Source organism: Providencia sp. PROV209, from assembly GCF_028479485.1.
In the GTDB taxonomy this organism is placed as follows: Bacteria; Pseudomonadota; Gammaproteobacteria; order Enterobacterales; family Enterobacteriaceae; genus Providencia; species Providencia alcalifaciens.
On sequence record NZ_JAMPNR010000026.1, the window covers coordinates 39,282 to 61,009 of the forward strand.

Genomic DNA, 21,728 nt, shown 5'->3' on the forward strand with positions numbered 1-21,728 from the left:
TATTACTCCAACGTATTTCAAGCTGTTGATGTCTTACCTGATTCAGCCAGCACCACACGAATTATTTTGGATTTATGCACTATTTAAAGATAGGCGGTTTAATTAAAGGGATTGAGAAAATGAATACAGTAGCTGGCAGTAATCAGTTTGTTATCGCAAAATTCGGCGGCACTAGCGTCGCTAACTTCGATGCCATGAATAAAAGTGCGGATATCGTACTGGCAAATAACCATGTGCGAGTGGTTGTACTCTCTGCTAGTGCGGGGATCACCAATTTGCTCATTGAACTTGCCGAAGGTTGTGACACTGATAAACGTAACGAGCTACTGCAACAAGTTAAACAGACTCAATATGACATTATTGAACATCTGCAAACGGCGGATGTCATTCGCGAAGAAATTGACCGCTTACTTGAAAATATTGCCCATTTAGCTGATTCAGCCTCACTTGCCACCTCCGATGCCTTAACGGATGAAATGGTCAGCCACGGCGAAATTATGTCGACCTTATTGTTTGTCGAAGTATTACGCCAACGTGGGGCATCTTCGCAGTGGTTCGATGTCCGAAAAGTAATGAGAACCAACGAACAATTTGGTCGTGCTGAACCGGATCTTGAGCAGCTACACGTACTTGCTCAGCAGCACTTGCTACCCCGTTTAGACAATTCCATTATTATCACCCAAGGATTTATTGGTCGTGATGCCAAAGGACGCACAACTACATTAGGTCGCGGAGGCAGTGATTACACCGCGGCGCTTCTCGCTGAAGTATTGAATCTGTCTCGTGTGGATATTTGGACTGATGTTCCGGGAATTTACACGACCGATCCTCGTGTAGTCCCAAATGCTCAGAAAATCGATGAAATCGCTTTTGACGAAGCCGCCGAAATGGCAACTTTCGGGGCAAAAATTCTGCACCCAGCGACATTATTGCCAGCCGTACGTGCGGGGATCCCTGTTTTTGTCGGGTCAAGTAAAGCGCCAGAAGCTGGCGGCACCATTGTGAGCGATAAAACGGAAAACCCACCACAATTTAGGGCGTTAGCACTACGTCGCAAACAAACATTACTGACATTGCACAGTTTGAAAATGCTGCATGCTCGCGGTTTTCTTGCTGAAATATTTACTATCTTACTGCGCCATAATATTTCAGTCGATTTGATAACCACCTCGGAAGTCAGTGTGGCGCTCACTTTAGATACAACGGGCTCCACCGGCACGAATGGCAGTTTACTGACCAATGCCTTAATGACGGAGTTATCGGCTCTGTGTCGTGTGGAGGTTGAAGAAGACCTTGCGCTCGTCGCAATCATCGGTAACCAGCTGTCACAAGTCAACGGGCTCGGTAAACAAATTTTTGGGGTGCTGGAGTCATTCAACATTCGCATGATCAGTTACGGTGCGAGCAGCCATAATATCTGCTTGCTTGTCCCCGGTAACGATGTGGAAGAAATTGTGCGTACTTTGCACAGCAATCTTTTTGAGTAAGCGTCTGTTTGAATCACAGTGAGATAAAAACGATAACGGGCAATCTTTTGATTGCCCGTTTGACTTGATGATAAAGAAATAAAGCTAGCGGCTAAGGAAAGACGTAATTAGCCCGCTAAAAGTTGACTCTCCCGCAAAAGCATAGGTACTTTTCAACTCTTCTCCACGAATATCAGCAAAGCGTGCTAGCGCTAATTCTTTGGTATTCGCATCTATCTCTTCAAACTGCTTTTGGTAACCCGCATTCAGCAACTCTGCCGCTGCTTGGCTTTCCGTCATCTCCAACGCAACCACTTCGTCGGATTTAATAAAAAAACAATAAGTGCTCATTTGACACCTCATTTTTTCATACTCAAAAAACAACTAAACTCGTTCTACTCTAATAGAGATATTCACAACAAATACTCAACAAAGAACCAGTTAATAAAACTATACTTCATTATTTAGGTAAATAAAAATACCATCCTAATTCACAAAGATTGATAATTTTTATGGTGTTGTAAATCGGTAATGTCTTTTAAAAAAGACATCAGAAAAAGTGCAGTTAAAATAATTATCAATAATATCAGAATGATATTTTGAAAATATGGTAATACAGTAAAATGTATATTAATGATTAAGAAGCCAATAACATCAATAAAGCGATTGGCTTACAGAAGTCAATGGATCAAGGATGTTGTTCATTCATTTTTTAGAAGGTAATGAATTATTTACACTTTCCGTGTATTCCAGCATGTTGGCTTTCGCATCTTGGTTTTTTTCCAATAATGCTAAGTTATTTTTTGCGGTCACATTCCCTAATTTATCTGCTCGCTCAAACCACATAATGGCACGAAAGATATTCTTGCTCCCGCCTTCCCCTCTCGCATACATCACACCGAGGTTATTTTGCGCATCACTGTTTTCATTGAAAGCGGCAGACTCTAAGAGCGATCGTGCTTTTTGGCTATCTTGTTGAACGCCAGTTCCTGTCAGGTAAAAAATTGCTAACTGGTTTTTGGCATCCATATTGTCTTTCTCAGTGGCTTGCAGCCACTTAACAATTTGCTGGATATCGACGTCCTTAATCTGACCGGCTAGGTATAAATTGGCGAGTTTTAATTGAGCTTCAACAATGTCTGAATCCGCAAGCTCCATATACCATTGAATCGCTTTGACCATATCGGGCTTAATACCACCCAGTCCTTTTTCATAATACTCCGCCACTTTCATGGCACCTTCAGCGGATTCATTATCTGCCGCCATTTGATACCATTTGAATGCTTCACTCAAATCTTGCCCAACGCCGTCACCTTGTTCATAGGCTTGCGCTAACGCATATTGCGCAGCTAATTCACCTTGCGTCGCGGCACGTTTATACCAATAAACGGCTTGGTAGCTATTTTGTTCAACTAACGGCGGATGACCTTTATGATAAAAATCACCCATATTTTTTTGTGCAACTGGTGAGCCCATATTCGCTGCTTGGCGATACAGATAAATTGCCGTACTTTCATCCTTTTCCATCCCTTCGCCGTTTTCATACATTACGGCTAAGTTATTGACTGCGGAAGCCACACCATTACTTGCACTGCGCTCATACCATGTCAGCGCTTTATCATAATCAATATCACCACCGAGCCCATCGTGGTAAAAAAGACCAATCGCAAACTGTGCATATTCTTGCTCTTGCTCAGCCGCTTCATAATACCAAGCACGGGCTTGTTTATAGTCTTTTTCGACGCCTAAGCCGCGCTCAAATAAATAGCCCATGGCGTATTGGCAATATGCATCACCTTTTTCGGCGCACTTGCGATACCAGCTCTCCGCTTGCACATAATCGTTTTTCCGCTGTGCCAGCATACCAATATAATAATCGCCATCATTACTATTTAAATCAGAGGCTTTTTTAAACCAGTAATACGCTTTATTTTCATCAGCATCGAGAAAATCAGTACCATCTAAATAAGCAACGCCAACATCAATCATGGCATCTACTTTGCCCGCATTTGCGTCTTTAATGCGACTTTGAAAATCGGTTGGCAGATGGGTTGGCTCAGTCACTTCAAGCGCTTTAGGAAAAGGTTCCACTAATGCTGAATCCGCCTGAGGCGCTAAAACCACAGGGGTAATATTCGGGGTTGAAGACGGGTTATCGACCACTTTTGAAGATTGATGATGAAATTCACCCGACTCTATTGGCTCTGCTTGCACATAAGGGGCACAGATAATGCAGAAACTAAATAAGAGAGAGGGTAATTTCATGACATATACTCACAGCTTGGCATTGACCACTGCTATATAAGATATCATTCCCATACAAAAATCATAAGGACTATAAGTCGAAAATAAGCAAATGAAGTGAATATTTAAGAAAATAATTTGGGTGATTATCGTAATTGGTCACAAAACGAGCTAATCACCCTCTTATTATTCATTGAAGGGTTTAATGATGGGAATTAATTAACGCGATACCCGCCATGTTTACTCGCAAATAAATTAAATTTACCCCATTCAATTAAAATCAATTCCAATTGTTGGTGGCTAATTTTACATAGCGTCGATATTTGAGAAACCACAAAATGGTTTTCACTCACTAATTCTGCAGAAAATACCTCAGCAATTAATTCGCTTTCTTTTGCTGTAATTAACCAGCCATCATTAGTCGCGAATTTATGAACCGGAACCATACCTTCTTTTGGGCTTTCTTTAGAGAGTAACTTCTCTTCCGCTTGCTGAGCTTGATAGAATGCATCAATCTCCTCTTGCGAAGGAAGCGGCTCAACTCGCTCTTGGTTTTCTAAGAACAGATAAATTTCTTCCGCTCTCGCTGGCGTTAACTCACTTCTTAACCAAATTTGGTTAAAGCAATGTTCCGTCAATGAATCTTCAGTATCCAGCTTATCCATAATTTGCAAAATGCTCATCATGGCACTCACCGCACTTTCACTCATGAAAAATGTGTCTGGTGCTGCACTATTTTGGATCTGATAAGGATAAACTGCCGAAGACGGCAATTTTCCTTCAATTATAAATTCATAGCTCATCATTTGCTCCCAATAGATTTCTTACCTATAAGATGGAGGCGAATAACTGAAAAATCAATCCTCTGGATCATACCCTAAGTTCGGGGCTAACCAGCGCTCTAATTCCGCTACGGTCATGCCTTTACGTTTGGCATAATCTTCAATCTGATCTTTTTGCACCTGCGCCACTGCAAAATACTTACTGTCAGGATGACTAAAGTACCAACCTGATACGGATGCCCCCGGCCACATTGCATATGAGCTAGTTAATTGCATTCCAATTTTGTCTTCGACATTCAGAAGCTGCCAGATTTTTTCTTTTTCCGTGTGTTCAGGACAAGCTGCATAGCCAGGAGCAGGACGGATCCCTTGATAATTTTCACGGATGAGTTCTTCGTTACTCAGGCTTTCATCGGGTGCATAACCCCAATATTGCGTTCTCACCTGTTGGTGCAAATACTCAGCAAAGGCTTCTGCTAAGCGATCTGCCAATGCTTTAACCATAATTTTATTATAATCATCGTGGGCATTTTCATATTGTTCCGCTAGCGTATCTTCCTCTAACCCGCCTGTGACGGCAAACGCACCAATATAATCCGCTTTACCGCTCTCTTTCGGCGCCACAAAATCAGATAAACAGTAATTTGGAAAATCCGTTTTCAGTGTCTGTTGGCGTAAATTAAGTGACACCGCTTGCACCTGATCCCGTTCGGAAGAGCGATAGATCTCCACATCATCAACAACACGATTTGCAGGAAAAATCCCGAAAATTCCTTTGGGTGTGAGTAAATTTTGGCTATCTAGCTTATCGAGCATCGCATTCGCATCCGCCAATAATTTACGCGCCTCTTCCCCTACAACTTCATCTTCTAAAATACGAGGGTATTTGCCTGCCAATGACCACGTCATAAAGAATGGCGTCCAATCGATATAATCACGCAATATCTTAATCGATGCAGTCACTTCCTGAACGCCTAAGAATTTAGGGACCGGCGGCTGATAATGTTGCCAATCAATCTTCACTGCATTTGCACGCGCAACCTCTAATGGAACGGGCGGTGTTCTTGGCTTTTTGCGTCCATGTTGCTGGCGTACGGTGTCATATTCACGGCGCGTTCGTGCAACAAAGTCATTCTTTTGAGTGTCTGAAAGTAACGCGGCGACAACACCGACTGTGCGAGACGCATTTTGCACGTACACAGTTGGTCCGGAATAGTTTTGTTCAATTTTCACCGCGGTATGTGCTTTCGAGGTTGTCGCCCCACCAATCAGCAGTGGCAATGTAAATCCTTGACGTTCCATTTCTTTTGCCACATGCACCATCTCATCCAACGATGGCGTGATGAGTCCCGATAACCCAATCACATCCACGTTTTTCTCACGAGCCGTTTTCAGGATAGTTTCACATGAAACCATGACACCTAAATCAATGATTTCATAGTTATTACATTGTAAAACGACTCCCACGATATTTTTCCCTATATCGTGTACATCACCTTTAACGGTGGCTAATAAAATTTTACCTGCGCTACTTCCAGACTGTTTTAATTCTTGAATATACGGCTCTAAATACGCGACAGCTTGTTTCATCACACGGGCTGATTTTACCACCTGTGGCAGGAACATTTTGCCTTCACCAAAGAGATCCCCGACCACGTTCATCCCATTCATCAAGGGACCTTCAATCACTTCAATCGGGCTTGCGGCTCGCTGCCGCGTCTCTTCCGTATCTTGAATAATAAATTCGGTAATTCCTTTAACTAACGAATACTCAAGACGCTTTTCAACTTCCCAACTACGCCACTCCGCTTGTTGAATTTGTTGCTCTTGTCCACCGCTCCCACGGTATTTTTCCGCCAGCTCTAACAGCCTTTCAGTCCCATCGTCGCGACGATTCAGAATCACATCTTCCACAGCATCTTTGAGTTCAATAGGAAGATCATCATAAATCGCCAATTGCCCCGCATTGACGATCCCCATATCCATACCGTTTCGGATTGCGTGATACAAAAATACAGCGTGGATCGCCTCACGCACAGGATCATTACCGCGGAATGAAAAAGAGACGTTTGAGACCCCACCAGAGATCAAAGCATGAGGTAATTGATCTTTAATATCTTTGCAGACTTCAATAAAATCAACCGCATAGTTATTGTGCTCTTCGATTCCTGTTGCTACTGCAAAAATGTTCGGGTCGAAAATAATATCTTCCGGTGGAAAGCCGACGGTTTCGGTTAAAATTTGGTAGGCGCGCCGGCAAATCTCAATTTTACGTGCTCTCGTATCTGCTTGCCCCACTTCATCGAACGCCATGACAACCATAGCAGCGCCGTATTTACGAACGAGTTTTGCATGATCAATAAACGCATCGATTCCCTCTTTCATCGAAATAGAGTTCACAATCCCTTTGCCTTGAATGCATTTGAGCCCTTTTTCGATCACATCCCATTTCGAGGAGTCGATCATAATTGGCACACGAGCAATATCCGGTTCACCCGCAATCAAATTCAGAAAACGTACCATCGCAGCATGTGAATCTAGCATTCCCTCATCCATATTAATGTCGATAATCTGCGCGCCGTTTTCCACTTGTTGGCGGGCGATATCAAGCGCTTCTTGGTAATTTTCTTCTTTGATTAAGCGCTTAAATTTCGCTGAGCCGGTAACGTTAGTTCGTTCCCCTACGTTCACAAACAAAGACTGTGCACCGATATTCAACGGTTCTAGACCGGATAACCGACATTCAACAGGAAGCGTTGGCAACTGCCGAGGTTTTACTCCCTCAACAGCTTGTGCCATTTTTTGAATATGAAGCGGCGTTGTTCCGCAACATCCACCAACAATATTTAAAAATCCGGCCTCTGCCCATTCACGGATTTGCTGAGCCATATTTTGGGCATCAAGATCATATTCACCAAACGCGTTTGGCAATCCCGCATTTGGATGGGCGCTTACATAGCATTCTGAAATACGAGATAATTCAGCGATATATTGACGAAGTTCATCAGGACCTAAGGCACAATTAAGCCCAAAAGAAATAGGCTGAGAATGGCGCAGAGAATTATAAAATGCTTCCGTCGTTTGCCCTGATAACGTCCGCCCCGAGGCATCCGTAATTGTGCCAGAGATCATCACCGGCAAATGGATCCCTAACGCTTCAAACTCCGTTTCAACTGCAAAAATCGCGGCCTTGGCATTCAACGTATCAAAAATAGTTTCGATCATGATCAGATCTGCACCACCTTTAATCAGCGATCGCGTGGACTCCCGATAAGCTTCCACCAGCTGATCAAACGTGACATTACGAAATGCCGGATCATTCACATCCGGAGAAATGGAGGCAGTGCGGTTTGTGGGTCCAAGAACGCCAGCAACATAACGCGGTTTTTCCGGCGTTTTACGTGTCCATTCATCAGCACATCCACGAGCAAGACGAGCTGCGGTCTCGTTAATTTCAGCAGAAAGGGCTTCCATTTTATAATCCGCCATCGCGATGATGGTGGAGTTAAACGTATTGGTTTCAATAATATCCGCCCCTGCGGCGAAATATTGGTTATGAATATCACGAATAATGTCAGGCTGAGTGAGGACAAGCAGATCATTGTTGCCTTTAAGATCACTGGACCAATCGGCAAAGCGCTCTCCTCGGAACTGCTCTTCGGAGAGTTTATGGCGCTGGATCATCGTTCCCATCGCACCATCAAGGACTAAAATTCTATTTTTTAATTGTTGTTCTAATTGGTTTTTCTTACTGGACACTGCACTGTCCTCCTGAAAATGATAATCCTTCGGCCCCATCAGCCCCACATAACGATATTGCTAAACCATCAATAAATTGAAAATAAACTAAATTTGTATAAATCACATCCTATCACAACTTAAGATTGGAAAATTATTCGTCATGATGAGAGTTTCTCAGGTTGCCAAAGATCGACTTTTTGCTGATCCGATGAGTATTTTTGGGTGAAATCATTCATAATAGAAACGAATATTCATTCCTGTCAGGAGACACTTGATGGCGGCTTCACCAATTACTAAAAAAATAAAGAAGGCAAAGGGACCTGCAAGTGGGGCAACTGCTGCCGGACAAGTTCAATCCTTAAGTCGTGGACTGACGCTTTTGGAATACATTTCCGAATCAACCGGTGGGATCGCTCTCACTGATTTAGCCCTTCAAGCAGGTTTACCTAATTCCACCACCCACCGTTTATTAATGACCCTCGAACAACATGGTTTCGTGCGTCAAACAGGGGATCTCGGATTATGGGTGATAGCTTCTCATGCCTTTATCATCGGCAGTAGCTTCCTTGAAAGTCGTAATTTATTAGCCCTTGTGCATCCTATATTACGTCGTTTGATGGAAGAATCTGGTGAAACGGTCAATTTAGCGATTTTGGATCACACTGAGTATGACGCGGTGATTGTTGACCAAGTGCAATGTAACGCATTAATGCGCATGTCAGCCCCTATTGGCGGAAAGCTGCCTCTACATGCCTCCGGCGCGGGAAAAGCCTTCATTGCCAACTTACCCGAAGAGCAGTTGATTCCTTTACTCAGTAAAAAAGGCTTACATGCCTATACACCACATACTTTGACTAACCCATCAGCATTGAAAGACAATCTGCAACAGGCTAAAAAACAAGGATTTTCTTATGATGATGAGGAACATGCCCTCGGATTAAGGTGCATAGGTGCTTGTATTTATGATGAACATAAAGAGGCATTTGCGGCGATCTCTATTTCAGGTCCACTTTCGCGGATCACGGATGATCGTGTGACTGAGCTTGGCGCGATGGTGATCAAAGCTGCTAAAGAGATCAGCCATGAATATGGTGCCAATCGCTAAAACGCAAAAGTGCGGGAAAATCCCGCACTTGCTTATCTAATCACCCTGCTGATTAGACGAGGCTTCTGACTTGTTCGATTTCAAAGATTGTTTAAATTTCGGCATATTACGATATTTTTCAATCAATGCTAAAGCGATGGCTTCTGTTTCAGCATCAGGTCGCCCATCAATATCCCGCGGGCGGTAATGCATTTGGAATGCCCGGAGTGTCTGCTTAGTTTCTTTATCCAGCTTACCTGTCAGTGGGATCCCCGCATAACCATAAAATTTCAAGGCTTTTTGTAGATTTAGCACATTCACAGGCGCATTAACTTGCCGTTCTGCCAAATATTTAGTGACTGTTTGAGGATCTGGCCAAGCTCCTATTCCATGTAGCGCTAATGATTGCCACGGAAATGCGCGACCAGGGTCTTGCTTACGTAATGGTGCAATATCACTGTGGCCAATGACATTTTCAGGTGGGATATCATAGCGTTGCATAATATCTTTCAGTAATGGAATTAATGCATCAATCTGTGAATCATTAAAAGGTGGCCATATATCTTGACCATTTTTTCTCACAAAACCTTCATTAACAATCTCAATACCTATCGAGCTATCATTAAGACCATGATGATACTGCCAACGGCTATCGCCTGCATGCCACGCTTTTAAACGTTCAGGAACAAGCTGCAAAATTACCGGTTGACCATTTTTTTGCGCAGGTTGGCTCGGAATGAGGTAGTGAGAGCTTACCTTTCCTTTCGTCAAAGTTTTGATTGAATGAGCATCATCAGAAACAGTGTAATGTAGAACAATGAACTGAATACGTTCGCTGGTATTCTGTGACGGGTAACTCTGGTCGAGATAGTAACCCGTTTTTGAAGGTGTCGTTGAACAACCGACGAGTAGGAATATGACAAATATCCATATTGCCCTAACCATTTAAAACAGCCCTTTTTCCATGTTGAATTGCCGCACATTTAAGCACACCGCCCTCGATAAAACCATGAGAACTTTTCACTAAATTTAGCTTAAATATGAACTAACACGGTGAAAAAAACGAATTAAATGTATCAATAAAGGCAAAGTAAGAATATTTTTATAAAAAATATTAATCTAATTTTATCGTTATCTGCTTTTATCATTTAAAAGCAGAATCGTCAGAACGTGATAATTCATTACTTAATAATAATAAAGAATTAATAATTAAAATCATTTAATCATTATAGTTTTTTAAACTATAGGATAGTCTTCCCATTTAAATAAATTAAAAACTTGCTAACATGACGTCTTCAGAGTTATTTTTTTCTTTTTCAAATTGTCGAGCGATCATCGTTGTAATTTCATGAATATCCATTTCAAGTAAAATAGCAATCTCGATTAATTTATCTAAACTAAGCTTATTAACGCCAAGTTCATATCGAGATACTTGCTGCTGGCTAAGTTGGATAATAGTCGCTAATTCCTGCCCTGATAATCCCTTACGAACCCTTGCCTTACGAAGATGATTGCCAAGTAAAGCATAAATATTTTGTTTTTCTGACATGTACACACTCACCTCACTCTAAATAAAACTCCATCAAACATTAACGGGCATTATAAAAACAATCTATTTTTTTTAAAATAGATATAAACAATTGAATTAATGCTAATTGATAGGAATTCGGATGGGGTAGTCTGTAATTAAATCTATCATTTTACAACTCTAGGTTGTAATTCATTGCTTTATAAAATATTTTTCAACTTAGCTATATTATTTATTTTATTCAAAAAAATTATTAAAATGCCTTTATTTTCATAATATTTTACAATTTAAATAGTTATGGCAATAATTGGTAACTAAAAATCACTTGTCTTTACGATTACATTTTATTTTAAAAATTAAACTTTATTTAAAATAATAATCATCTAAAACTAAATAGCGATAATCGATAATTACATTACTTAGCTTTTCGTGCTGATTTTATCTAAATACTATCATCCCGCTTTTCCCCTGAAGATAAGAAAATAACTCCACATCCATGACACGTAAATTTTTTCGTTGTGAAGAAGCGTGACGAAATATAACCTTATCTCCACTTCTAATAACAATGCCTACATGGCTAACATCTAATCCTGATGTGGGAGAATAAATACCTACGTAATCCCCTGTTTTTAATAGTTGCAGCACATTTTTATCAATAAATTGAGTCGGAATATATCGAATAACTCTCGGCTTTATTTTAATTGTCGGAATAATCAGTTCACCGTTACTTTTTTTATTGAGCTGTTTATTTACCGAAATTGTATGAGGGCTCAGCTGTGTCGTAATATCAGTGGCAATTTTAGAATCACCTTGTGCCCAATCCGAAAAGAAATGGCGACGCTGATTAAATGCCACATGAGCATCCACATAACGAATTTTTTCTAAATTGGATACAAACTGTTCTGCATCATCTGCATGCTTAAAAGCTTCGCTATACTCGATGAATGTCATGCAATCCACCGCAGTTAAATCAATAATCAGTCGTTCAGTAGAGAGTGCATTCATATTAAGAGTTTGATTGTTATAGGGTGTTCCTAATAAAGTGGTGGTCGCATTGACTATTTTTTGCTCTTCATGCCCCTGTTGGCTGGACAAAATGGCCTTCTCTAAGACGCTATAAGATCCTATGGTTAATACCACGTCTGGCACTTCCGTGGCGTGAACAACGTGGGTATACGACCACAATACGCCCAACAGCCACCCAAGTTTCTTCAGCCTTCTCAACCCCGCCATATTTTCCCACTTTATGTTTATATAACCGCTATTAACCAACTCATTATAGTTATTATTTATCATTCTGTTAGGCTGAAAAAGCCACGATTATTCCCAAAATATCGATAACCCTCTTATTGATTCAGATCACAGATATGTCGAAATCTTCATTTTGATCATTGCAACCATTGTGTTTTCATTGAACAATGTTACCGGTAACATAAAGAGTACTGTTTGTATAATGGAGCCATTATCATGAGCAAAAATATTTCTGGAGTCACTTCTTCAACAAAGGTTAATGACACCCTTTTACAGATCACCAAACGCATTATTGCGCGCTCTAAAGACACCCGAGAAGCCTATCTCGCCAAAATTGAGCGTGCCCGTAGCAATACGGTACATCGCGCTGAATTAGCGTGTGGAAATCTGGCTCATGGTTTTGCGGCTTGCCAAAATGAAGAAAAAAGTATTCTCAAAAGCATGACCCGCTCTGATATTGCCATCATCAATTCCTATAACGATATGCTTTCAGCACATCGTCCCTATGACCGATATCCTGATCAACTTAAGCAGGCTCTCTTGGAAAATGGCGCAATTGGCCAAGTCGCCGCAGGTGTTCCTGCCATGTGCGATGGCGTCACTCAGGGTCAAGATGGCATGGAGCTTTCCTTACTGAGTCGCGATGTTATTGCAATGTCCACTGCCATCGGGCTTTCACATAATATGTTTGATGGCGCACTCTACTTAGGTATCTGCGATAAAATCGTTCCGGGATTAATGATGGGAGCCCTCTCCTTTGGGCATTTACCCGCTGTTTTTGTGCCAGCAGGTCCTATGAGTACGGGCTTACCAAACAAAGAAAAAGTCAAAGTTCGCCAGCTATATGTCGAAGGAAAAGTCGATCGTAACGCGTTATTGGAGGCTGAAGCGGCTTCATATCACAGCATTGGTACCTGCACATTTTACGGTACCGCCAACTCTAATCAGATGGTCATGGAGGTCATGGGGCTGCATTTACCGGGCGCTTCTTTTGTTCCCCCTGATTCACCATTGCGTGATGAACTGACTCGCGCCGCCGCGCGTCAAATTACGCGGTTGACCGAACAATCTGGAAACTATTTACCCATTGGTAAGCTCGTCGATGAAAAAGTGATTGTAAATGGTATTGTGGCTCTACTGGCGACAGGAGGCTCCACTAATCTCACAATGCACCTTGTGGCAATTGCCCGTGCAGCGGGGATCATTATCAATTGGGATGATTTTTCTGATCTTTCTGCAATTGTTCCCCTTATTTGCCGAATTTACCCTAATGGTCAAGCGGATATAAACCAATTCCAAGCCGCTGGCGGCGTTTCGTTATTGATCCGACAATTACTTGCCAAGGGCTTACTCCATGATGATGTTCACACCATCGCAGGATTCGGGTTATCACGCTATACTCTCGAACCTTGGTTAGATAACGGTCAATTAGCATGGCGGGAAGGCGCAAAAAGCTCTTATGATCTTGAAGTGATCGCTGACATTGAACACCCTTTTTCTCATCACGGTGGGACGAAGCTATTGTCTGGCAATTTAGGGCGTGCGGTGATGAAAACTTCTGCCGTGCCTGTTGAAAATCAAGTCATTGAAGCACCCGCTATCGTATTCAATAACCAAAATGACATAGCACCGCGTTTCGAAGCAGGAGAGCTAGATCGGGATTGTGTGATTGTGGTTCGCTTCCAAGGACCTTCTGCGAATGGTATGCCAGAATTACATAAATTAATGCCACCGCTCGGGGTATTATTGGATAAAGGCTATAAAGTCGCATTAGTCACTGATGGTCGATTATCAGGGGCATCTGGTAAAGTCCCTTCTGCCATTCATGTGACGCCAGAAGCTTACAATGGCGGGTTGCTTGCTAAAGTTCAAGATGGCGACTTAATTCGCGTGAATGCATTGACTGGAGAAATCGAGCTCCTTGTCGATAAAGCAACACTATCCGCTCGCCAACCTTACCAAGCCGACCTATGTGCAGAACGAATTGGCTGTGGCAGAGAGCTATTTGGTGCATTAAGACAACATTTATCCGGTGCCGAAGAAGGCGCTTGTAGTATTAATTTTTAGCTTATACCGCTTAATAGGATTAATTATGAATAATTGGAAAATGACCGCTGAACAAGTTCTAAAACAAGGTCCTGTCGTTCCTGTCATCGTGATCAAAAAACTTGAGCAAGCCGTTCCTTTAGCAAAAGCGTTACTAAAAGGCGGTATCAATGTATTGGAAGTCACCCTGAGAACAGAGTGTGCTATGGAAGCTATCCGATTAATTGCAGAAGAAGTCCCTGAAGCCATTGTGGGTGCAGGAACAGTCATTAATGCAAAACAACTCGCTGAAGTCACCCAAGCAGGTGCTCAATTTGCTATCAGCCCAGGATTAACCGATGAGTTACTAATGGCTGCGAGCCAAGGTAGCATTCCATTAATTCCCGGTATTTCAACCGTATCTGAATTGATGGCAGGTATGAACTACGGGCTCAAAGAATTCAAATTTTTCCCAGCTGAAGCCAACGGTGGTGTAAAAGCCTTGAAAGCTATTGCGGGTCCATTCTCTCAAGTTCGCTTCTGCCCAACAGGCGGCATTTCTCTTGCTAATTACCGCGACTATCTCGCACTAGAAAGTGTGCTGTGCATTGGCGGTTCGTGGTTGGTTCCTGAAGATGCACTTGAAAGTGGTAACTACGAGAAAATTACCGAACTGGCACAACAAGCTGTCCAAGGTGCTCAATAAATTGCTCGCCATACAGTGGGTCATTGTGGCCCACTTTCTATCTACTAAGCTGCTGAAATAGTTTGCTTAAATCGACGGCAAAAACGTTTCTCTTCTGAGTAAGCAAAAACATCTTCTACATACCCATCCAGAATACGCTGTTGTAATTTTTGCCAATAATCCGCGCTAAACAGATCCCGATGATGTTCCAGCAAATAATCCCGAATTTTTGGATCTTGGCATAAGAATTGAGCAAACTCTTCTGGAAAAACATCCTGCTCTCGTATGCTATACCAAGGCTCGCCAGATAGCTCTTGTTCAGGGTAAAGCGGTTCAGGGATACGACGAAAATTAACCTCGGTCATATAGCAAATTTCATCATAATCATAAAACACCACGCGACCATGGCGTGTCACACCAAAATTTTTAAATAACATGTCGCCAGGAAAAATATTGGCAGCAGCTAATTGCTTGATAGCACAGCCATACTCTTCAATAGCGTGATACAGCTGCTCATCCGAAGCTTCATCCATAAAAATATTCAATGGGATCATCTTACGCTCCATGTATAAATGGCGAATTAAGATTTTATCTCCCAGATCTTCAACTTGGGATGGTGCTTCTACCAATAATTCCGTCATCAGCTCATCGCTCACAAAACGCTTTTCGATGATAAAATTCTCAAACTCTTGCGTATCTGCCATCCTGCCCACTCGGTCATGCTCTTTGACCATCCGATAACACTCAAGCACCCGTGCTTTAGTGACTTCTTTTTGTGGCGCAAATTGATCTTTAATGATCTTAAATACGCGATCAAATGAGGGAGCCGTAAACACGAGCATGACCATCCCTTTCACCCCTGGCGCTAAAGTAAATTGCTCTTTTGAGAAATTTAAATAAGCCAAATACTCTCGGTAATATTCAGTTTTTCCATGCTTTTGACAACCAATCGCCATATACAGCTCAGCAATAGACTTACTGGGTAAAATCTCACGTAACCAGAACACTAATCCAGCCGGAAATGGCGCATACACCATAAAATAAGAACGTGCAAAACCAAACACAATGCTCGCGTCATCAAACCCTGTTAAACAGGTATCTATGTACATTAACCCTTGCTCATCATGATGAATTGGCAACAAAAATGGGTGTACCTGCTGATTGATATACAGTTTTCCAACTAACCATGCGGCTTTATTACGATAAAACAGTTCATTGGCAACATGCAGCTGAGCGCCTTGTTCGACAATTTCAGGGAAACGTAACCTCAATATTTTTATAATACATTGAATATCAAAGGTTAAATCTCTCCACATCAAGCGAAGAGGTAAGCCACTTAGTATTCCTCGTAAAACATTTTCCATATTTCCATCAAGGTTATACTCACGCGCTAATGGTCTCGGTAAGGTACAAAAGCGCCTCGCGGGTTGCGAAGTGAAGATGAACAGGTTTTCCTGAGTGAGTTGTCGATGCTGAAACAACCGACAATAAACGGAATTAAAAAAGCTTTCTGCAATTTCAAAACGAGGGTATTCCGGCAATAATGTTGCGTAAACCTGTTTGATCCGAGCCAAATTATGTGGACTCAGCGTTTGTATTAGCCCCATACATTGCAGTTGAGCAACAACGAGCCCCACATGGTGGTCATACAGTTTGATCCTTTGTTTCATGGCATGTTGAACAGCATGCCAGTCGCCACGCTCAAAGCGTTCCTGTGCACCGGAGGTAATTTCAAGGAATCGCCCATATTGTGCATCAAAGCCTTGTAAAATGGTTTGGGCAATGATCTGTTCATTTTCGAAGGTCATCTTTACTCTCCCAATAAAAAACAGGCACTTGCGTGCCTGAAAAGTAGATAGATACACCAATGTCAACAACACACCGACCAATAGGAACCGTCTGTCTCTCCCTGTTTAAAATTGCTCTTCTTCAGTTGACCCCGTTAACGCCGTGACTGAAGAACTTCCCCCCTGAATAACTGTGGTCACTTTATCAAAGTAGCCCGTTCCCACCTCTTGCTGATGCGAAGAGAAGGTATAACCTTTATTAATCGCGGCAAATTCACACTCTTGAACCTTATCAACATAGTGTTTCATGCCTTCACCTTGAGCATAGGCATGAGCAAGGTCAAACATGTTGAACCACATGCTGTGGATCCCAGCTAGAGTAATAAACTGGAAGCGATACCCCATATCTGAGAGTTCTTGTTGAAAACGTGCAATCGTGCTGTCGTCTAAATTTTTCTTCCAATTAAATGATGGTGAACAGTTATATGCCAGCAATTTACCTGGAAACTTGGCATGAATGGCATCCGCAAATTGACGCGCGGCTTCCAAGTCCGGTTTAGACGTTTCACACCACACTAAATCTGCATAAGGGGCATAAGCGAGACCACGACTGATTGCTTGCTCAATTCCTGCCGTTGTGCGGAAGAAGCCTTCAGCAGTGCGCTCACCAGTAATAAAAGGCTCATCATAAGGATCGCAATCTGAAGTTAATAAATCGGCTGCATCCGCATCTGTTCTCGCGATTAAGATGGTTGGTACGCCAGATACATCCGCCGCCAAACGAGCTGCAACTAACTTCTGAATAGCTTCTTGAGTCGGAACCAAAACTTTTCCACCCATATGGCCGCATTTTTTCACTGCCGCCAATTGATCCTCAAAGTGCACTGCGGCTGCTCCCGCTTCAATCATATGTTTCATTAATTCAAAGGCATTCAAGACTCCACCGAAACCCGCTTCCGCATCCGCCACGATAGGTAAAAAGAAATCGATATATTCTTGGTTATCAGGACCGATGCCATTCGCCCATTGAATTTGGTCAGCTCGGCGAAATGTGTTGTTGATTCGCTGAACCACATTAGGGACTGAATCCACAGGGTATAACGACTGGTCTGGATACATACTAGAAGCGGAGTTTGCATCCGCAGCGACCTGCCAACCCGATAAATAAACTGCTTCAATGCCGGCTTTCGCTTGTTGCAAGGCTTGACCACCTGTTAATGCGCCCAATGCATTCACATAACCTTTTTTCGCGCCACCGTTCAGTTGCGCCCAAAAGCGCTCTGCACCTTTACGAGCCAATGTATGTTCTGGATTAACCGAGCCGCGTAGCTTAATCACTTCCTCAGCAGCATAAGGACGAGTGATGCCTTTCCAGCGCGGTTTTTTCCATTCATTTTCTAATTGAGCAATCTGTTCTAAGCGCGATGTTGTCATGATTTACTTCCTTTATTGTTGTCAGTCTTTGTAGGGTAATGAAATATTGTGTTTATTTTTAAATCTTATTAATCAAGTAGTTGGTAACCAGGGATGGTTAAAAACTCGATTAGATCATCTTGGGTCGTGATCCGTCGCATCAGCTCACTTGCTTCACGGAAACGCCCGCTTTGAAAGCGATGATCGCCAAGCTCTTTTTGAATCACTTGTAGCTCTTCATCCAGCATCTCTTCGAACAGAGCTTTCGTCACCTTCATGCCGTTTGATAACGATTTGCCATGACGAATCCATTGCCAAATTGAAGTACGCGAAATTTCAGCTGTAGCGGCATCTTCCATTAGTCCATAGATAGGTACGCAACCATTTCCTGAAATCCACGCTTCAATGTATTGCACAGCTACACGAATATTGGCACGCATTCCCGCCTCAGTTCTTTCACCTTCACAAGGCTGTAATAGCTGATTTGCAGTGATTTCATCATCATTTTCACGGCGGATATTCAGCTGATTTTTACGTTCGCCTAAAGCTGCGTTAAACACCTCCATGACGGTATCAGCTAAACCAGGATGCGCTATCCATGAACCATCATGACCATTGCGAGCTTCCAACTCTTTATCTGCTTTCACTTTGGCAAGAATGGCTTGGTTTTCCTGTGCATCTTTACTTGGGATAAAAGCGGACATTCCCCCCATTGCAAACGCACCGCGACGATGACAGGTTTTGATCAACAACCGTGAATAGGCACTTAAAAATTCCTGTGTCATTGTGACGACTTGTCTATCTGGCAAGACACGGTCAGCATGCTCTTTTAGTGTTTTGATATAGCTGAAGATATAATCCCAACGACCGCAATTTAGCCCCACAATGTGGTGACGCATGTGGTATAAAATTTCATCCATTTGGAAAACAGCAGGTAATGTTTCAATTAATACGGTTGCTTTGATAGTGCCCCGAGGAAGGCCAACAAAATCCTCTGCCGCACTAAATACATCACTCCACCACTGAGCTTCCTGCCAAGACTCGAGTTTTGGAATATAGAAATAAGGTCCACTTCCCTTCGCTAGTAAGGCTTGATAGTTATTAAAAAAGTAAAGTGCGAAATCAAACAATCCTCCGGGAATTGGTTTTCCGCCAACCAGTACATGCTTTTCATCTAAATGAAGACCTCGTACACGAGCAATCAACACCGCTGGATTTGATTTCAATTGATAGACTTTGCCATTTTCATTGGTATAAGAGATTTCACCTGTAATCGCATCGCGCAAATTGATTTGCCCATCAATCAGTCTTTCCCACGATGGAGATAAAGAGTCTTCGAAATCTGCCATGAACACTTTTACGTTAGCATTCAGAGCATTGATCACCATTTTTCGATCAACAGGTCCCGTAATTTCAATTCGGCGATCTTGTAAATCATCAGGAATATTTTGAATCTTCCAGTCCGAATTTTTAATGGAATCAGATTCCATAATAAAATCAGGCAGCCCACCTGAATCAATTGATTTTTGGCGTAGCACTCGATCTTTGAGCAATTGCTCTCTTCGTGGTAAAAACTCATCGACAAGAAAAGACAAAAAACCAATAGAATCAGTATCTAATATGTTTTTAGCTTGCTGTGAAAATGCTTTTGTGAATGTTAAATCTGAAATAGATAATTGCTGATTCATTGTTCTATCCTCATTCATGGCTGGCTATGAATTAAGAGTAAACTCAAAAAACAAATAAATCAAAAACGGTTTCCATTTTATTATAAAGTACACACATCACCATGATTATAAACAATTTATTTATAAAAATGGTTTTGCTATTAATTTCTATAGATAGAATTATTTTGTTAATATTTAGTTAAATCATAGTGTTATATCTATTCGGATATTTTATTTTTTAATAACAGAAAATGAGTTAACCAAATTATTTTAGTTATCGATCCATCTATAAATGAGGGGATATTTTTGATTTAAAGGCTAAATAGTTTTGATTATTTAGCCTTATATTCTGAGATATGACCAGTTAACTGGAATTAAGTCGCTTTTTTAATCTAATGTTGGTTCCATATGACTAAGATCGAACGGTGTGATCTGGTACACATAATAGTTGAGCCAATTAGAGAATAAGAGATGACCATGACTACGCCAACGAACTTCTGGTGAGTTATTCGGATCATCATTTTTAAAATAATTACACGGTAGATCGGGCGTGATCCCCGCATCAACATCGCGCCAATACTCTTGAGATAATGTTTCTGCATCATACTCTGGATGCCCAGTGACAAAAGCAAGACGTTTATCTTTTGATGCAAATAAGTAAGCTCCCGCTTCAGGGGAACTGGCCAAAATATCCAGATCTGTATGCTGGCGAATATACTCTTCAGGAAAATCAGCATAACGAGAATGTGGAGCATAAAAAGATGCATCAAACCCTCGAGTCAATAAAGCATAGGGCTCTAATGTTTCATGGGAATAGACACCTGAAAGTTTTTCTTTACGAGTTAATTTAGGTAGACCATACAGTACGTTAAGTGCAGCTTGAACAGCCCAACAAACAAACAGCGTCGATGTTACATGCGATTTTGCCCATGCAATAACACGCTCTATTTGTTCCCAATAGCAAACATCAGCGAATTCCACCAAACCAAGGGGAGCCCCTGTGACGATTAACCCATCAAAATTTTGATGTTGGATATCTTCAAAATCACAATAAAAATTGTTCAAATGCTCCGTAGGCGTATTTTTAGATTCTCTCTGATCGATGCGTAACAGCTGAATATCAACCTGTAATGGAGTATTTGATAGCAGCCGTAAAAACTGGTTTTCAGTTTCAATTTTCTTCGGCATCAGATTCAATATCAGTACTTTCAAGGGACGTATCTCCTGAAGGCTAGCTCTTGTCGTGGTCATGACAAAAACATTTTCTTCACGCAAGAAATTAACCGCTGGTAGCTCATCAGGCAGGCGAATTGGCATCGTTCATCCCCTTAAAAATATACTTTATACGTTTAGACTTCTAGAATGCTAAATAATCTAACCAATGTGGACCTTATTGTCGAGCGTTTAAGGACAAGTTGAAATAATTTCAAGCGATAGACGTTGTCATGGGAATACCTACAGTCTAACAAATTGGTAACCTAATGATATCCAGACTTTTTATTACAGCGTAATACCTAAAATGGCTTAGATTTTTTTGTACTTAAATAGAGAAAGTGTTTGAGTACATTAGAACGTTCAAAGGAGAATTTTATGTTATTTACGAGGTAGGAAGTGACTACAGAGATTATTTTACATTGATAATCTTCTAACGGTCAGAGCAGACAGGAACCAAACTGTCTCCCCCACTCGCGTACCACACTAAATTGCAAGTAACCGTTATGATGAGAGCTGGTGAATCCCTCTTTTCAGGCGTGAGATGGGAAATACCTGAAAAATACACACTGGTTATCTGTGTTCCATCGTGATGCAGACTCACTCAAAAGCCATTTCGTTCAAATAAATCAAGGGAATCCGGGATAAATCGGCATCACTAACATCTCCACTTAGTCTCTCATCGCATACAGTATAAGTTACACGCTCTAAATTCCGCTGGTATGCCACGCTAAATAAGGAATCGTGGTTATGATGCGATATCGGTGAATACGACCGTTCAAGGGGTGATGAGAAGCTGCTGAAAAATAGGCAAATTTTCTCCCATTTGCATTTCGCCTGACT

The 21,728-nt window shown here is 41.8% G+C and carries 15 protein-coding genes; 4 read left to right on the forward strand and 11 right to left on the reverse strand.

The window, feature by feature from the left end:
* Positions 1-119 precede the first annotated feature (119 nt).
* Positions 120-1,487, forward strand: a complete 1,368-nt coding sequence (gene lysC / locus PR795_RS17290) for a lysine-sensitive aspartokinase 3 (RefSeq protein WP_036968598.1) — start codon at positions 120-122, stop codon at positions 1,485-1,487.
* An 84-nt stretch (positions 1,488-1,571) separates the two neighbouring features.
* Here the strand turns inward: lysC and PR795_RS17295 are convergent, their stop codons facing one another.
* The 4 genes from PR795_RS17295 to metH form a co-directional block, all read right to left on the reverse strand.
* The gene (locus PR795_RS17295) at positions 1,572-1,817 is read right to left on the reverse strand and encodes a hypothetical protein (protein WP_006658584.1); all 246 of its coding nucleotides are present in this window, start codon (positions 1,815-1,817) and stop codon (positions 1,572-1,574) included.
* A gap of 354 nt (positions 1,818-2,171) precedes the next feature.
* A complete protein-coding gene (locus PR795_RS17300; RefSeq protein WP_036962916.1) occupies positions 2,172-3,731 on the reverse strand; it encodes a tetratricopeptide repeat protein in 1,560 nt (519 codons plus the stop codon).
* Between the two features lie 194 nt (positions 3,732-3,925).
* Entirely contained in the window at positions 3,926-4,513 is a 588-nt protein-coding gene (locus tag PR795_RS17305; RefSeq protein WP_006663385.1) for a hypothetical protein, read from the reverse strand.
* 54 nt (positions 4,514-4,567) lie between these two features.
* Positions 4,568-8,251, reverse strand: coding sequence for a methionine synthase (gene metH / locus PR795_RS17310; RefSeq protein WP_272516972.1), 3,684 nt, complete (start codon positions 8,249-8,251; stop codon positions 4,568-4,570).
* A 256-nt stretch (positions 8,252-8,507) separates the two neighbouring features.
* Here metH and iclR point away from each other — a divergent pair, with 256 nt between their 5' ends.
* Positions 8,508-9,338, forward strand: a complete 831-nt coding sequence (iclR, locus tag PR795_RS17315) for a glyoxylate bypass operon transcriptional repressor IclR (RefSeq protein ID WP_006658589.1) — start codon at positions 8,508-8,510, stop codon at positions 9,336-9,338.
* 36 nt (positions 9,339-9,374) lie between these two features.
* On the opposite strand, the gene PR795_RS17320 is transcribed toward iclR, so the two are convergent.
* The 3 genes from PR795_RS17320 to PR795_RS17330 all read right to left on the reverse strand — a co-directional run bounded on the left by PR795_RS17320 (position 9,375) and on the right by PR795_RS17330 (position 11,940).
* A complete protein-coding gene (locus PR795_RS17320) occupies positions 9,375-10,262 on the reverse strand; it encodes an N-acetylmuramoyl-L-alanine amidase (protein ID WP_036962912.1) in 888 nt (295 codons plus the stop codon).
* 325 nt (positions 10,263-10,587) lie between these two features.
* The gene (locus PR795_RS17325) at positions 10,588-10,866 is read right to left on the reverse strand and encodes a helix-turn-helix domain-containing protein (RefSeq protein ID WP_006663388.1); all 279 of its coding nucleotides are present in this window, start codon (positions 10,864-10,866) and stop codon (positions 10,588-10,590) included.
* Between the two features lie 417 nt (positions 10,867-11,283).
* A complete protein-coding gene (locus tag PR795_RS17330; protein WP_228075622.1) occupies positions 11,284-11,940 on the reverse strand; it encodes an N-acetylmuramoyl-L-alanine amidase-like domain-containing protein in 657 nt (218 codons plus the stop codon).
* Positions 11,941-12,312: 372 nt separating this feature from the next.
* On the opposite strand from PR795_RS17330, the gene edd reads away from it, so the two are divergent.
* Both edd and PR795_RS17340 read left to right on the forward strand, forming a co-directional pair.
* Positions 12,313-14,163 carry a phosphogluconate dehydratase gene (gene edd / locus PR795_RS17335; RefSeq protein WP_006658593.1) on the forward strand — a complete coding sequence of 617 codons (1,851 nt, stop codon included), beginning with the start codon at positions 12,313-12,315 and terminating at the stop codon, positions 14,161-14,163.
* Between the two features lie 25 nt (positions 14,164-14,188).
* Positions 14,189-14,827, forward strand: a complete 639-nt coding sequence (locus PR795_RS17340; protein ID WP_006663390.1) for a bifunctional 4-hydroxy-2-oxoglutarate aldolase/2-dehydro-3-deoxy-phosphogluconate aldolase — start codon at positions 14,189-14,191, stop codon at positions 14,825-14,827.
* Between the two features lie 44 nt (positions 14,828-14,871).
* Here PR795_RS17340 and aceK read toward each other — a convergent pair whose 3' ends face one another.
* From aceK to metA, 4 genes are all read right to left on the reverse strand, one after another.
* Positions 14,872-16,614: a bifunctional isocitrate dehydrogenase kinase/phosphatase gene (gene aceK, locus PR795_RS17345; RefSeq protein ID WP_006658595.1), complete on the reverse strand. Its 1,743-nt coding sequence runs from the start codon at positions 16,612-16,614 to the stop codon at positions 14,872-14,874.
* 105 nt (positions 16,615-16,719) lie between these two features.
* On the reverse strand, positions 16,720-18,027 hold the full coding sequence (aceA, locus tag PR795_RS17350) for an isocitrate lyase (RefSeq protein ID WP_006658596.1): 1,308 nt from the start codon (positions 18,025-18,027) through the stop codon (positions 16,720-16,722).
* A 68-nt stretch (positions 18,028-18,095) separates the two neighbouring features.
* Positions 18,096-19,694 (reverse strand): malate synthase A, encoded by a 1,599-nt coding sequence (gene aceB / locus PR795_RS17355; RefSeq protein ID WP_179897539.1) that lies wholly within the window; start codon positions 19,692-19,694, stop codon positions 18,096-18,098.
* A 366-nt stretch (positions 19,695-20,060) separates the two neighbouring features.
* The gene (gene metA, locus PR795_RS17360; RefSeq protein WP_006658598.1) at positions 20,061-20,990 is read right to left on the reverse strand and encodes a homoserine O-acetyltransferase MetA; all 930 of its coding nucleotides are present in this window, start codon (positions 20,988-20,990) and stop codon (positions 20,061-20,063) included.
* Between the last annotated feature and the right edge of the window lie 738 nt (positions 20,991-21,728).